Source organism: Methanococcus maripaludis (genome assembly GCF_013760955.1).
Taxonomy (GTDB): Archaea; AGJL01; Methanococci; order Methanococcales; family Methanococcaceae; genus Methanococcus; species Methanococcus maripaludis_A.
Genome location: NZ_JACDUL010000003.1, coordinates 238,715 through 254,774 on the forward strand (window position 1 = coordinate 238,715; position 16,060 = coordinate 254,774).

The following is a 16,060-nucleotide window of genomic DNA, read 5'->3' on the forward strand; positions in this document are numbered from 1 at the left end:
ATTTGTATGATATTATGTAGTATAAATATATTATGCTATACGATATGTATGATATACCATACAAAACAAAGGTAATATTTATGGAAAATCCTAGCCACATAATTTCAAAAAACTTAAAAAAAATAAGAAACGAAAACGGATTGAGCCTTGATGCGGTTTCAAAACTTACAGGGGTAAGCAAAGGAATGCTCGGACAAATTGAGCGTGAAGAAGTAAATCCAACAATAACAACCATTTTAAAAATTGCAAATGGATTAAAAATTTCATTTACATCTCTTTTGAGTGAAAAGGAAGCGGATGTGAAAATAGTAGAACTTAAAAAAGTTTCACCAATTTACGACGACAGCAAAAAATGGAGATTTTACCCGGTATTCAATTTTGAAGATAGTAGACCTTTTGAAATATCCTACGTTGAAGCCGACCCTGGAGTAGTAATGAGTTCCGAAGGGCATATCAAAAATTCGGAAGAAACAATAACTGTTTACGAAGGAGAACTGACTTTATCAATAGACGATAAGACATACACCATTTCAAAAGGAAATTCTATCCGTTTTAAAGCAGAAGTACCTCACAAATACGAAAATAGAAGTTCAGAAATGACTGTAATGCATATGACACTTTATTATCCAAAATAAACAAATTAAAAATAGTTAATTTTTCGATATTTTTTGTTTTAACGAATTAAATAAGCCATAAATTGACATTGCTATTTTAGCAAGTTTTATTTTTAAATTAAATCCTTTTCCGCCAAGTTCTCTTGAAACATCTTTTAAAAGTACAGGAATATTTAGATTTTGGGGGCATGCTTTGACACATTTACCGCAATTTGTGCAGAGCCCTGCATGAGACTCTTCACCACCCATGACTCCACCAAGTCTTGCAAGATACAAAAATCCAGTCTTTTTGTCGTTAAAAATACTTTTTTCATTGTACATTGAAAAGCATGCCGGAATATCCACACCAAATGGGCAAGGCATGCAATAACCACATGCAGTGCAGTTTATTTTCATTAATTTTTTATAAACATCTTTTACTTTATCGTATATTTCCAATTCTTCGCTTGAAAGAGAATTTGGAGTAGTTTCTTCTGCAACTTTTAAATTTTCTTTTACTTGACTTTCTTCATTCATTCCAGAAAGAACGCATGTAACTTCCTCGTGATTTAAAACCCATCGCAGTGCCCAATCTGCAGGCGTTCTTTTAACTTTGTAGCCATTAAAAATTTGTTCTGCTTCTTTTGGAACTTTTTTTGAGAGATTTCCGCCCCTTAAAGGCTCCATGATAAATACGCCAACTCCTTTTGATGCAGCATATTTAAAACCTTCAGTTCCAGCCTGATTTTGTTCATCTAAATAATTATACTGAATAAGACATGCATCCCAATCGTAAGCATCTATTATTTCCTTAAAAGTTTCCGTATTGTCGTGGTAAGAAAAACATGCATATTTTATTTTTCCGCTCTTTTTAGCTTCATCTAAAAATCGTAAAACACCAAGATCTTTCATTTTTGTCCAGCTATCTTTTGAAAGGCTGTGAATAAAATAGTAATCGATAAAATCTGTATTCAACTTCTTAAGCTGAATATCAAGATACATTTCCATATCTTCATATTTTTTAACGGACCACTGCGGAAGTTTTGTTGAAAGCTTTATTTTATTTCGATAATTATTTGAAAGAATTTCTCCTAAAAAAGATTCACTCGCACCACCGTGATATGGAAATGCAGTATCTATAAAGTTTACGCCATTATCTATTGCATAATAAATCTGTTTTTTTGCTTTTTCTTTATCGATAATTCCGTTTTTAGTTGGAAGCCTCATTGCACCAAAACCTAGTGCTGAAATTTTATCCCCCGTTTTCTTAATTTCACGATACTGCATAATTTTCCCCGTTCTTAAAAAAGTAAAAAAAGTTAGATTAAAAAATTTATGTTAAATCGATTTTTTTCACACTTTCGGTCATCAAAATCGTTATTTTTTCTTTTAAAAGTTCGATTTTACATTTTTCTCCGACAGCGTAATCTAATTTTTTGAATTTATCATTTTGGATCTTTGACATGAGTTTTAAGCCATTTTGAATTACCTCAAGATAAACCAGACTCGAAGAACCTTCGTTAACTACATCTTTTATTACACATTCAAAAACATTTTCTGTTTTTTCACTGTTTCTATCGATTAATTTTATATTTTCAGGCCGTATTCCAAAAGAAACCTCATTCATAGAGTTATTAAACTTTTTTATTAAAATTTCCATTCCCAAATATTTCAATATTGAAAAATCAGGATTATTTTCATTGTTATCAATTTCTGCATTTGAAAAAATATTTATGTAACCGACGAGTTCTGCAACATTTACATTTATCGGATTATAAAATATCTCTTCTGGAGTTCCAATCTGCTGAATTCTACCATTATGAAACGTTACAACTTTTTCAGCCATTACAAATGCTTCTTCAAAACTGTGTGTCACAAAAACTACCGGAATTTTTAATTCTTTTTGAATACTTCTTAATCTTTCCCTTAATCTTATTCTTGAAATCATGTCCAGCGCAGAAAACGGTTCATCGAGTAGCAATATTTTTGGACTCGGTGCAAGCGCCCTTGCAAGAGCTACACGCTGTTTTTGACCGCCCGAAATCTGATCGGGATATCTATTTTCGAGGCCTTCGATATGGGTTAATGCCAAAAGTTCAAAAACTCGCTTTTCCTTTTCTTTTTCGCTTAAATATTTAATTCCATATTCAATATTCTCTTTAACAGTTAAATGGGGAAATAATGCATAATTTTGGAACACATACCCTAAATTTCGTTCCTGTGGGGTTTTATTTATCTTTTTATCGGAATCGTAATAGATTTCATTGTTTACAACAATTTTTCCGTGATCAGGATCTAAGAGGCCTGCGATACAGCCTAATGTGCTTGTTTTCCCAGAACCCGACCTTCCAAATAAAACTATTATCGAACCACGGTCTATACTAAATTTAGATTTTAAATTAAAGGATGGAACTTTACGTTTTTTTGACTTCTTCGATTCGTAGTAGTTTTTTTCGATATCTATCTCTAAAATCATGAATACCACTTAAAATTTCCATTTTTCAACAAATCTGCCCGTAAGAAATATCGTCATGAATGACATTATAATTAACAATACCACCAGAATATTTGCCAGATCGTAGTTTCCCGTTTGAAATGCTTGGTAAATTGATAAAGACATCGTATTTGTTTTTCCAGGAATATTCCCAGCAACCATCAATGTAGCGCCAAACTCACCAACGGCTCGCGCAAAACTAAGAATTGCACCCGCAATTATCCCTTTTTTTGATAAAGGAAGGGTTATTTTATAAATTGTCTGTAATTCTGTTTTACCTAACGTATATGATACATATTCAAGTTCTTTATCGATTGAAGAGATTGCAGCAGTTGTAGTTTTAACCATTAACGGGAATGATACGATAAATGCGGCAATTACCGCAGCCTGCCAGGTAAATAAAATTCCCGATCCTGTAAATTCATATATTAAACTTCCTACAAATCCATTTTTTCCAAGTTGTAATGCAAGTAAATATCCTAAAACGGTTGGAGGAAGAACCATTGGAAGAGTTACTAAATTTTCCAAAATATCTCGCCCGTAGAACTTTTTTCTCGCGAGAATGTATGAAATAATGACTCCAAAAATAACTACAAAAAATGTGGATATAAAAGAAATTTTTAATGTAAGTAGTAGTGGAAATACTATTGAATCCATGAAGTATCACTAATTTTCTGCTGTAAAGCCATAATCTGTCAAAATTTGTTTTCCTGTTTCACTTGTTAGGTATTCTACGAAAACTTTGGCTTCTTCTTTATTCTCAGAAGAATCTATGATACATACCGGATAAATAATTTCTGTAACTGTTGGTACTGTTGTTATAATCTCGATTGAATTTTCTTTTGCAATTTTTGCATCTGTCATGTAAACAAATCCTGCATCAACGTCCCCTGTTTCAAGGTATGTTAAAACCTGCCTTACATTTTCCCCGTAAACCATTTTTTCTTCGAGTTTATCCCATAAACCGGAGTCCGCGAGTGATTCTTTAGCATATTTTCCAACAGGTGCAGTTTCAGGATTTCCAATTGAAACTTTCGTTACATCATCGTTTGTCAAATCCTCAACTGAAGTAATGTTTAATGAATTTCCAGCTGGAACGATTAATACCAAGCTGTTTGTTGCAAAGTTCATTATTGAGCCAGCACTTGTTAAATTTTCTTCTTCAAGGATTTCTACGTGTTTTTGTGATGCTGAAGCAAATACATCTACTGGAGCTCCACCCTCAATCTGCTGACGGAGTGCACCCGAAGCTGCGAAATTTAATTCAACTTTAATATTTGGATTATCTTTTTCAAATTCGGTTTTTATGTCGGTGAACGCATCAGTTAAACTCGATGCTGCTGAAACAGTTATTGTGGTTGTTTGTTCTGAAGAATCGGAAACACAACCTGCAAAAAGTAACATTACAGATAAAAAAATTACAGTTATAAGTCCGGTGATTATTCCTGAAGATTTTTTACTCATATACATCTCTCCTTTATATATCATAACCGGAAGTACTGTTCCGGGTTATTGGAAAGTATGAATTTAAAATATATATAATTTCGTATGGAGCCATTAAAATATTCAAATTTGTAAATAAAGTCCATAAATGGATTTTAAATTATTTAGCCAATATTAAAGAAACATTATTGAATAAATTACACATAAAAGTATATAATAATCAAAATCAAATGGAAAAATATATTAAATGTAACAAAAACACTATTATACAGTAAGTACTTGATTTAACCACTAATACTCAGCGTTTAATTAATTTAACCCCTCACTAAGGATTAAATAACATATTGTACCCCTAAACCAGTCTTAAAAATATTAACCCAAAACCCAATTAATTTCTTTTTTATTACAGAATGGGATTATTACCTGAATTTTCACGCATTTTAGCCAATTTTTTAAAATTGTATATATTACTAACTGAATTATATTTTTGCCAGTAATTACACATTTAAAAATAAAAAAAATAATTTAAGTTTATGTAAAAATTATATTTGATTTAGAATTTGTTCGACTGTTGAACTAATCTGGGAAATTGTAGGAAACTTGCTAGGGTTTTCTTCATTTCCGTTATCAACAAAGATAAATCCGTCTTCTTTTAATTGTTTTATGTTTCTTTGAACGCTTGGATTGCTGTACATCATCGGGTTTATGTGCATCGCAGCAACGATAGGAGCTTTTGTAGACATGATTGTTGTAGACAGTAAATTATCTGCTATACCATTTGCAGCTTTTCCTAATGTATTGGCTGAAACTGGCGCTAAAATCAGTAAATCTGCCTTTTGGGATAAAGATTTATGATTTGGGTCATACATTTTGGGCAGCTCAAAAGCTTCGATTTGAACCGGTCTTTTTGCTTCTCTTTGAACCATTAATGGTGACACAAAGTTGACAGAATTCGGTGTCATGATAACGTCGACTTCTGCACCCCGTTCTCGCAATTCACCGATCAAATCCAGCGTTTTTATTGCGGGGCTGCATGCACATATACCGATAACAATATTTTTGTCTTTAAACACAGGTGATCTCTCCATATATCACTTAATTCTAAGCCATTTTGTTTTAAACATTATTTGTATATTCAAATATTAAAGTTTAGATAACTCATTCTTAATTTCTTCGACACTCGGAACTTTACCTTCAAAGATAACTTCGTCATCAAAGACAACTCCGGGTGTTGACATTATATATTCTGCAATTTTTGCAGCATCGGTAATTTTTACTATTTCTGCATCGATTTTTAGGTCTTCTACCGCTTTTTTCACGTTTTCATAAACATTTGTACATTTTTTACATCCCATTCCTAATATTTTTATTTTCATAGTTGTTACCTCGAACTTTTCGATAAACTCAATTAAAGGAGAATATTAAATAAATACCCCGTAATTACAATTGCAATACTTGTAATTCCAAAGAATGCTGCTATTAATTTTGGTTTGATTACTTTTCTAATTAAAACCGCTTCTGGGAAAGATAAAGCAGTTGTAGCCATCATAAATGCAAGTGCAGTTCCAATTCCAACCCCTTTCCCAATCAATGCTTCTGCAATCGGGATTGTTCCAAGTGCATTTGAATAAAGGGGTACTGCAATAATTGTTGCAAAAATTACTGCTAGGGGGTTATTGGGGCCTGCATATTTTGCAAGAATCGCCTCTGGAGCATAACCGTGTATTATTGCCCCAATTCCGATACCAATCAAGATATATAACCATACTCTCTTTACAATATCTTTTGTATTATCAACTGCAAATTTTAAACGCTCTTTTTGTGTTAATTTCCTTATTTTTCGAGCCCTGCTTCTTATTTCGTATACGTATTCTTCAACTTGATCTTCCATTTTAAGTTTGCCGATTATAACTCCGCCAATTACGCCGATAATTACTCCAGAAATTATGTAGAGCATTGCGATTTTCCACCCGAAAGATGCCAGAAGTACTGCAAACGCTGCTTCGTTTACTATTGGAGAAGTAATTAAAAATGAAAGTGTAACTCCAAGAGGAATTCCTGCCTCCACAAATCCGATAAATAATGGAACTGATGAACATGAACAGAACGGAGTTACAATTCCAAGAAGGGATGCCATAACATTTCCAGAAACTCCAGAATACTTTTCTAGTATCTTTTTGGTTTTTTCGGGCGGGAAATAACTTCTAACGTATGAAATTGAAAATATCATTATTGAGAGCAAAATTACAATTTTCAAGCTGTCATATATAAAAAAATGAATTGACGACCCTATTGCAGTATCCACGCCTATATTCAATATATTTTCTACAACATATCTCGCAACATAATCTAGCCAGCCAAACATCTTTTCACCACTTAAATATCAAATTTTAGAAGCTCTTCGACTTTTATTTTTATTTCATCTCGAACTTTTCGATAAACTTCAATCTCTTTTCCTGCAGGGTCGGTTATATTCCAAAAAATATGTTTTTCGGCAGGAACCATTGGACAGGCACCAATACAGCCCATGGTAACCAAAACATCAATATTTCCTAATTTTTTAGTAAGTTTTGAAATTTTTTCGGGTTTTCTTTTAACATTTAACCCGATTTCATTCATTACTTGAATTACTTTTTCATCTATATCTTCGGTTTCTTCCATACCTGCACTATATGCATTCAATCCAAAATTTTTAGCGAATGCTTCTGCAATAACACTTCTTCGCTTGTTGTGAATGCAGACAAATACTATTTTTTTACTTTTGATAAATTCGCCAGTACCCAAATTTTTCACCAAATAATTAAAAATTGACAAATATCAGTATGGTTTGAAATATATTTATAATTTTCGATATACCGATATATATTGATATATATTGATATATTTTTAAAATATTTAAATTAATGGATATTATAATCATTGATAAATAGATACTTATAAAAACTGAATAAATGTATTATTAATTGGAGTTAATTAACTTAATAATATTAAGTAATGATTAAAAATTACCATTGGCTAATTTGGTAAATAAACTCCAAACAGTAAATAACGATTAAATCGTTATACTATTCAAAATACCACACCATTTGTGTTATGCTCAAAGGTCTACGGGTTTAACATGAAATTCATAACTTTTCTTTTTTAAATTCAAATTATAATAATCCTTTAAAATGCATTTAAATAATTAAAAATATAGATTTTTGGATATTGATCTGTATCTAGCCTTTTGATCGAAAAGTATTAATATTGTGTTTGCATAGATCCATTCGGAACTTAAGTTCCGGTTCGATTAGTTATTATGGGGATTATAACTAAATCGAGGATAGGATTTATGGAATAACTATGAATATGCAATAAAATTTTATGCTAATCTATTATTCCTTTTGAAAGACTCTTTTATCAAAATTAACAAAAATATTTTAAAATTTAAAAAAGAAATTTTTAGAAAAACCTTAAACTTATTCTAAAGGTCGCAGGAGTTTACGAACATGCAGCGATTTCTCGCCAATATATTTTTCTGAATCATACTATATAATATATGCACATATGTGTAAAAATATGAATTTAAAATGATTATTTAATTATTATTGCTATTTATTATCTAAGCCATCTCATAAGGCCCTGCCAAATCTTTGCAAATGCCCCTTGTGGTTCTGAACTTGTATCATTAATTTGATATTGGTTAGATTGGCCATTTTGTGTTGATAAATTTTCCGGCGCACCATATTCAGTACCTGTTTCCATATCACCCGATACAATCTCATCATATTCTGATTGACTAATGTACTGGGGCTCGTATGTTCCACCATTTCTTTCGATTACTTTTGTAAATGATCTTAAATGGTTTCTTGAGCCTTTTTCTAAATTACCATATACTGCACTAATATCCTCATTATCGGATATTTCGTTCAATCTCTGTAAATCGTATATGTCTAAGTCCTCAACTGTTGCACCAACCATTAAAGCATCCATTAGCGAAACTGATCCTTTTTCAACTAAACTGTTGTATAACTGTGCCAAATCTTGATTTGTGAAGATTCCTCTTGTATCATCAGCAACTGAATCCGTTAAATTATATTTATCCAGCAGCAATTTTACTGCATTGGTATGCGTACTCTCACTATTTGCGATATTTAAGAAAATTTGCTGGCCCCAAATATCATATAATTCCAAATAAACGTCTCTTGCGAATTTTTCTTCTTCTCTCATTAATATTAATCCATCAATTTCTTGCTGACTCAACTCTTCAAAAGGATACATGGCAATTTCTTGCTGATGATTTACCTGTGTGTCGTCATATAACTGATAGACCTGACCACCCTGATTTTGCCCATAGCCCATGCCCTGGTTCCCATATACAAATGAAGACCCCAAAATAACTAAAAATACCGATAAACAGGTCATAATTATTCTTTTCATTTCATTCACCCCTTTAATAATTATTTTTATTAAACAGGATATCTATTGAAATGAGAATCAGCTAAAAAAAATAATATTTTCTTTTTTAATTTTTTTTGAAAATTTACAAAATAGTTCCATAGTTTTGGTAATATATCTTTAAAAAAAAGTAAAAAAATTATTCAGTTTCTATCATAATGTATCGCCCAGTATTCGGATCCTGATAGACCGTTCCCATCTCCATAAAACCTGAACCACTTCCATCAGTGATTTCTGGCATATCAGTGATTTCTTTTGCCATTTTTATTTCGGCAACCTGCTTCATTGCCTTCATTATTTCCATTTTTTCTTCTTGTGTTGTGTCACTAAAAACAACACTTTGCATGTTCCAAGACATTACCAAAAATACTAAAAATCCAACTGAAAGTACAAGCATTGCATCTACAAGATTTGCAGAACCTGCCATTGGATCTTCTTCAGTTTTATTAAATCTCTTTTTATTTTTTCGCCTTAACATTTTTTCAATGCCTCCAAGACGGATTCCATCAATACTTCAAGAGTAGACATCTGTTCTTCGTACCATCTTCGTCTAACCTTTGAAATAACGAAACAGATTCCCCCTGCAGCAAGACCTACAACTGTTGTATCAAATGCAATAATTATCGCATTTGCAAGCGCATGTATGTCTCCTGCACCAAGTGCTGCAAGTCCTGGACCCATTGGAATTAAAGTTCCCATTAATCCAAGTGTTGGTCCAAGCCTCGTTACAAAATCTGTTTTCTCGAGGGTTTTTTCTAGTCTCAATTCTTCCTTTTCTATCAGGTTTCTTGCATGAGATTCGGTCATTTTTAAGTCAGTGCAACCTTCTTCACACAATTCCTTGATAATTTGAATATGAACCTTGTTCAATCTTAAGTCTGAAATTGAACTTGATATTTCCTGAGCATTTTTATCAGGGAATGTATTTATCATGTTTTTTAGATCCTTTGAATTAACCTTAATCCTGCTTGAATATTCTGCCACGAATTCTCCGAAATTTATAACTGCATACGCCATGAAAAGTAGTAAAAATACAACGACAGGCAATAATAAACTTTGTGAAATTATGTGAAGTGTGCTGCTTAAAAGCTCGCTTCCAGGAATTGCAACCATTAAATCGACCTCATTTTATTTATAAAATTCATTTCCCGCTTGTTTTTAATAAAACCAAGTATCATAAGCCCAAATGTTATTAAAAAAACATGTCCCAAACTTGAAAATTCAGGGCACTCCATGGGACTCATCTGAACACTCATTCCAGCAACGATGTTTGGTATCATCAGTGCAGAGATCAGAAAGTAAAATCCCACAAAAATCATGAAATTTCCCATCATGATTGGCCTTGGTACTTTTATCAATCTCGAAATTGCATCTGAAAGTAGATAAACTGTTCCTATGGTTATCATAAGTATTAAACTTGCATATTTTCCAATTTCAAATGTTGAAACTCCCAGTGATGGAGAAATTAATACAATCGATGCAATAACCGCTCCAAAACAGCACGGACATGGTGCGATCATTGCAATACTTGTAGAAGCTACCGAATTTTTCTGATTTACCTTCCATTCTTTTATCGTGTGAAAACCTGCATACAGAATCGTTAACGACATTACCATAAAAATAACAAAATTGTATTCGTAAATAACCGTATTAATAACATCTGCGTATCCAGCAGCTAATTTTGATAACAAAAGGGTGCCTAGCCCATATAAACAGACTATAACTGCAGATACTTTTTTAGAAAGACCCGCAAATCCCAGGGAAAGTCCTATCTTTATACCAAATATAATAATTGCAGATAAAAGTCCTAGTTGCCATATTTCATCGACCATAGTTACTACCTCAATTGAAAAAAAAGAAAATAAGTATCTTCTTTTTACATCATCTAAACTTGGATTTTGTCTAACATATCCAAAGCTAATAATCCTGTCAAGTAACTGCACCTGAAATTTCAAAAGCATTGTTCCATATGCCTATTGTTCAGATTTGTTTAATGTAAATTCGTATTCTTTTTGGAGATACCGAATACTCCAATCGTGATAAATTCTTGTTTTACAAATAAAATTGAATAAGTGTTTGTAATATTTATTATTTTCTAGTTATATGTATGGATCATAAAATAAAGTTGAATAAAAATTTAAAAGAGAACTCAATGTGTTTAAATTTAAAAAATAATCTACAAAACTGTTTTTTTAATTAAATTTTTGTTTAAAAAAATAAAGAGAAAAAAATTTATCTTCTTCTCAAAAGTTTCAGAGCATTTATTATATTTGTAAATATCTCTGGGTTTTGCTTAAAGTATCCAACTCCAACAAGTCCAGTCATTGCAACTGCACCAACGATTGCGATAACCGTTGTTCCAGAAGTTTCAGACTGTTCAGGTTCATTTGCTACTGTAACTTCGTATGCTTTCTGAGTTTTTGATGGTGAAGATGAAGAAGATTCAGAACTTGAAGCTGAACTTGAACTTCCAGAACTACTTCTTCCTCCATCAGAACCAGCACTCGCTGCTGCATCTTCAGTAACCGTGGTGTTTGTCACCATTGTAGCGTTTGTTGCATTTACTGATTCAACTACTGATTCATTTCCAGAATACACTTTTGAATAAGAATCAGATTCAGAACTTGAACTTGTAGGGGTAGTTTCAGTTTCTGAAGAAACATCTATGTCTTTATGTGTGGCTTCTTCATATAATCTTTCATACTCTTTTAATGTTTCTTCATCAAGTGATGAATGTGCTACTGCCCAGTCATTAAGTTCTAAGTTTCCACAGGTGTGGTGACAGCAGGTAACACCATATTCAACTACTGACTGAATAAATTCATTCGCTAGGTTTTCTAAGACTGCATCATCAGCATTCCAGTAATCCTTACGTGCTGTTTCCATCATCCTTGCAGTCATTGCTTGGAACTGGTATGGATTTTCAGTCATTAAAAACTCGTCTAATCCCATATCGTACTTGTCGTTGATATATACGTCGTATACCATATCCCAGTCGGCATCTGTAACCATTTCAGGGTTCGTTACATCCCAACCCCATAAATACTCGGTAAATTTCATCATCGAAAAAGCACCGGCATAATCAGCTTCCATCATTCCTTCTATCCACAGTGGATTTAGGTATCTTGAACGTAATTCAGTTCTAAATGCTTCATTTAATGAAATAATCTTCATGTCTGCCACATTTTCGAGATTTGCTATGTACTCTTCAGGAGTTTCTCCAGTAAGTACCCGTATTGTAAGGGCCATACCTCCCAAATATGCATAGTAATCGTCATTATCAATAATTCCATATAAATTCGTGGAATCACTGTGAACGCATGCATCGATGTCCATTAAATTCATTGTAAAGACATCTTCATATTTATCTCCCCATACATCTGCCCCATATATGTGGGACGTTGTTGATATAAAGAAGTCTGCAAGTTTGGTTTCATTATCCCATGTTTCACTTGCTTCGATTGCGTCATCCATTCCATTTCCATAGTTACCAGTTGCTTCACTGAATATTCTACATTTTGAAAGGAAATCGGCTTCAGTTTCATTATATCCTAATTCAATAAGTTGTGCTTCCATCTGATCAGAATGCATTTTGACATAGTTATCTTCATAGCTTTCATTTAATTCTGCAACCAATCTTATAGCTTTATCAATTGTTTCAAGTTGGAATGGGAATGTATCCCTATATAATCCAGATGATTGAACAAGCACGTCAATTCTCGGTCGACCCAATTCCTCTATCGGTATTACTGTAAAGTTAACAATTGTGATACCATCACTTACCGGTTTAACCCCGAGCATTGCATATATTTGCGCTTCCATTACACCATGGTGCCTGAATGTTTCTATTGCCCATAGTGTGTAGGATACTTTATCAGGGTATGTACCGTGACTAGCATTGTAAGCAGTGAGCAATTGGTCTGCAAGCTCGTATCCGTATACCATAGTTTCTGCATCAGGGAATTTTCTCTGGTCAAAGCCATAGAAGTTTCTACCTGTTGGCAATGCACTTGGATTCCTTACTGGATCGTTTCCAGGTGCTGGTTCAATGAATTCTGCATTGAGTGCTCGCATAAAGTTGGTAATTTCTTGAGTTGTGTTTGCTAAATCGTCAGCGTATCCAAGTCCAGTATTGAGATCAGCTGTAATATCTGCATTGATTACTCCCAAAATTTCCATTTGAGCATCTGATACGTTTGTTCCGTCAAGTACTGTAGCATTTAATAAATCATATGCATATTCGTTTGCAAGATCTTCCCTGTCTTCTTCATCGCCCATTTCTTCAGGGATTACTGCATAGATATGATCTATAAAGTCGTCACGAAGCATTGATTTAATCATACATATCAGTTCTTCACCCTCAGGTGCAACTCCGAAAGTATGGACACCGTAAGGCATCAGCATTGATTGCAATTCATGCAAATAGTTGTGCACATTGTTGCTCATGAAAAATTCGAAATCTTCATCAGTCATGTTTTGAAGTTCTTCAGTGGTTACATTGAGATCGTATTCCATTGAATTATTTTCATACAGTTCTATGAGCGTATTGCGGTAAAGAACAGACATGTTTGTGTTATTATTACTTATTGCATCTTCATAGTTATGGATTTTTTCGTGCATATCTGCAAGATCGCCGTACAGTCCCGCTTCTACAATAGCAGGGGTTAAATAATCGACTAAGACTGCGTTACCCCTGTGTTTTGCCTGGCTACCTTCTCCAACGTTATCCATGATGTATGGATAGATAACTGGCGTATCTTCTACACATAATGCTGGGTAATCGTATCTCCAAATACCGACTTCTTTTCCACCTGACCATTCTTGTGATCCGTGGGTACCGAAGTGAACTATCGCATCTGCATCGAATACGTGGTTAATCCAGAAGTATGTTGCTAGATACTGGTGAGTTAATGGTATTGAAGTGTCGTGGTATATTAGCGCTTCACTAGACATGAACGCTTTTGTTGGTTGAGGTATGAAGTTTATGTTTCCCATTTGAACGGTTGGTATTACAAAGAATTGTTCTCCTGTTGTATTATTTGTATAGGTCATAATTTCTCCAGGAGCTTCACCCCAAGTACCTTCAACCTCATCTCTCACTGATTGTGGCACGTAACTATCATTATTATACCATTCAAGGTAATCATCCAATGGTAAAAGGATAGCGTTACCAGATTCAACGACTTTTTCAAGTTCACCTGGAGCCCATGCCCCAACGTTTCTACTTGCGATGAATAAGTCGTAAAATTCATCCCCATCAGGAATCGTACCGTTTCCAATGTCATATCCTTCTGCTTGCATTTCTTCAAGTATTAATGTGAAACTCGAACCAATGTCAAGATATGTAGAACCAATACTTTCTTTTCCACCTTCGTGGTTCCAGTATAATATAGTGATTTTTTTATCAGAATTATTAGTTCTTCCAAGTTCTGCCTGCCCTATTGCACGGTCACATAACCATTCAACCTGTTCTTGAATAGGTTCGTATAGCACCAGATCAGAATCGGAGGTTTCATTTCTTCCTGCAATAAAAATGTAATCAATACATCCATCAATTTCAGGCATTGTTACTGACATTGCAAGAGACAGTGGGTCAACACCGTGAGTACTGTTGTAATATTCATCCACGGTCGTAAATGAATCTAATATTCCTTTTAAAACAGGAACATTGTAGTATTTTAGATATTCTACACCCTCTTCTTGAGGGTTGCCCAAAGAAAACTTAGGTAAGGAGATTATGGCATCAACGAGTACTTCGCCATCCTTTGTTAAGTAATCCACATCTGCCCTACAAACTTCGTTAGTTGTATATATTACATTACATCCTTGCGATTCGAGGTATCTAATTATTGCATCGTCTGTAGCGAACTGTGCTTTCTGTGATTCTATTTCATAGGTAATAATACCTATTGTAGGTGCTGATTCGTTGTATCCGTGATCTTTATACCATTCTAGGTATTCCGTACTGTCAGCAAATATCCTTGGAAAAGCATCAGGGTGATATATACCGTCAATAGGTATTGCAGGATCTGCTACTGGCGCATATTCAATATATTGGTTTTCAACTTCTGCTCCAACGTAACGAACAAAGTTTTCCATGTTGGTAGTTCCATCATTCTCAACATATTGATACAACACGTTATTAACACTCAAATTGAGGGTGTTTCGTGAATCTTCAGGTGATGCAACAAAACATATGTCCATTCCATAATTATCTCTTGCATCTGCAAATACAGGTTCCAAAGAACTGATGTCACTAGCCATATAGAGTATTATTATATCCTGGTCAGATGCATCTGTAATGTTTGCTACTGCTTCCTCACTAGTCATCATCCTTACATTAAAATTATCTGTAATTATCTTTCTTTCTTCGATAACTTGATTAAGATAATAGATTTTACCTGCGCTATCTATAAATGTAATATTTACCTTTTCTTTTAATATTTCAGGTTCAGAAAGTACTTCATCAGTCCACAAACCTGAGAATTTTTGTCCCATGAGTTTAATCATGTTTTCAAGATTCTCTTCTCCCCCTTGAACCCAGTATCTTTCGATATCTGTAGATTCATTGGAACGAAGATCCACGTTTGATATTGAAACGTTTGGTGATAAATTATATCCAATAACTTTTGCGCCACCTTTTTTAGCGGAAAGTAAGCTAAAAAGCCAATCATCTATCAATGATTCGTTTTGTGACTCTATAAAGATCATTCCATAATCTGAAAAATCAAATCCTTCAGGTACTGGATTATCTTTTGTAAATACTGTAATATTTAAGTCGTCTGCAATAGTTTCATCCAAAATCGCACTATTTAATGCATCTTGGTTAATTTCACTGCCCAAAACAAATACATACTTGTAAGGGTCGACTTTTCCACCAGTAGTTGTTACGGTTTCAACAAATCCTGGTGCACCTGCTGCCAAGTAGACAAGAAGATTTTCTGCGTTTTCTACGCCTTCTTCATCGGTCCCCATGTTCTGGAAGTAATCACATACAGTATCGTTTCTGTTTCCGTCTGAAACGTAATCAAAATAGCTAAAACCGTCAAGACTTGAAGTCATTGGTCTTAAACAGTAAAGTTCTGCCCCATTC

Annotated in this window: 14 protein-coding genes; 1 reads left to right on the forward strand and 13 read right to left on the reverse strand. The window is 33.7% G+C overall.

Annotated elements, in window-relative coordinates; genetic code table 11:
• Nucleotides 1-80 precede the first annotated feature (80 nt).
• The gene (locus HNP90_RS06585; RefSeq protein ID WP_048060447.1) at nt 81-635 is read left to right on the forward strand and encodes a helix-turn-helix domain-containing protein; all 555 of its coding nucleotides are present in this window, start codon (nt 81-83) and stop codon (nt 633-635) included.
• 15 nt (nt 636-650) lie between these two features.
• Here HNP90_RS06585 and HNP90_RS06590 read toward each other — a convergent pair whose 3' ends face one another.
• From HNP90_RS06590 to HNP90_RS06650, 13 genes are all read right to left on the reverse strand, one after another.
• Nucleotides 651-1,880 (reverse strand): aldo/keto reductase, encoded by a 1,230-nt coding sequence (locus tag HNP90_RS06590; protein ID WP_011977583.1) that lies wholly within the window; start codon nt 1,878-1,880, stop codon nt 651-653.
• Between the two features lie 46 nt (nt 1,881-1,926).
• Nucleotides 1,927-3,069: an ABC transporter ATP-binding protein gene (locus tag HNP90_RS06595; RefSeq protein ID WP_011977582.1), complete on the reverse strand. Its 1,143-nt coding sequence runs from the start codon at nt 3,067-3,069 to the stop codon at nt 1,927-1,929.
• A 9-nt stretch (nt 3,070-3,078) separates the two neighbouring features.
• Nucleotides 3,079-3,744, reverse strand: coding sequence for a molybdate ABC transporter permease subunit (gene modB / locus HNP90_RS06600; RefSeq protein ID WP_011977581.1), 666 nt, complete (start codon nt 3,742-3,744; stop codon nt 3,079-3,081).
• A 9-nt stretch (nt 3,745-3,753) separates the two neighbouring features.
• Nucleotides 3,754-4,551, reverse strand: coding sequence for a molybdate ABC transporter substrate-binding protein (gene modA / locus HNP90_RS06605; protein WP_011977580.1), 798 nt, complete (start codon nt 4,549-4,551; stop codon nt 3,754-3,756).
• 521 nt (nt 4,552-5,072) lie between these two features.
• Nucleotides 5,073-5,603, reverse strand: coding sequence for a flavoprotein (locus tag HNP90_RS06610; RefSeq protein ID WP_011977579.1), 531 nt, complete (start codon nt 5,601-5,603; stop codon nt 5,073-5,075).
• 69 nt (nt 5,604-5,672) lie between these two features.
• Nucleotides 5,673-5,906: a thioredoxin family protein gene (locus HNP90_RS06615; protein ID WP_011977578.1), complete on the reverse strand. Its 234-nt coding sequence runs from the start codon at nt 5,904-5,906 to the stop codon at nt 5,673-5,675.
• A gap of 32 nt (nt 5,907-5,938) precedes the next feature.
• Nucleotides 5,939-6,895, reverse strand: a complete 957-nt coding sequence (locus HNP90_RS06620; protein WP_011977577.1) for a permease — start codon at nt 6,893-6,895, stop codon at nt 5,939-5,941.
• 11 nt (nt 6,896-6,906) lie between these two features.
• A complete protein-coding gene (locus tag HNP90_RS06625) occupies nt 6,907-7,314 on the reverse strand; it encodes an arsenate reductase/protein-tyrosine-phosphatase family protein (RefSeq protein ID WP_011977576.1) in 408 nt (135 codons plus the stop codon).
• An 813-nt stretch (nt 7,315-8,127) separates the two neighbouring features.
• Nucleotides 8,128-8,949: a DUF2202 domain-containing protein gene (locus HNP90_RS06630; protein ID WP_011977575.1), complete on the reverse strand. Its 822-nt coding sequence runs from the start codon at nt 8,947-8,949 to the stop codon at nt 8,128-8,130.
• A 157-nt stretch (nt 8,950-9,106) separates the two neighbouring features.
• Nucleotides 9,107-9,445, reverse strand: a complete 339-nt coding sequence (locus HNP90_RS06635) for a DUF2149 domain-containing protein (RefSeq protein WP_011977574.1) — start codon at nt 9,443-9,445, stop codon at nt 9,107-9,109.
• The gene (locus HNP90_RS06640; protein WP_011977573.1) at nt 9,439-10,080 is read right to left on the reverse strand and encodes a MotA/TolQ/ExbB proton channel family protein; all 642 of its coding nucleotides are present in this window, start codon (nt 10,078-10,080) and stop codon (nt 9,439-9,441) included. The genes HNP90_RS06635 and HNP90_RS06640 overlap by 7 nt, the downstream gene beginning before the upstream one ends.
• Nucleotides 10,080-10,799: a DUF2162 domain-containing protein gene (locus HNP90_RS06645; RefSeq protein WP_011977572.1), complete on the reverse strand. Its 720-nt coding sequence runs from the start codon at nt 10,797-10,799 to the stop codon at nt 10,080-10,082. The genes HNP90_RS06640 and HNP90_RS06645 overlap by 1 nt, the downstream gene beginning before the upstream one ends.
• A gap of 400 nt (nt 10,800-11,199) precedes the next feature.
• The coding region (locus HNP90_RS06650) for a cobaltochelatase subunit CobN (protein ID WP_220127160.1) at nt 11,200-16,060 on the reverse strand (4,861 nt) is incomplete at its 5' end.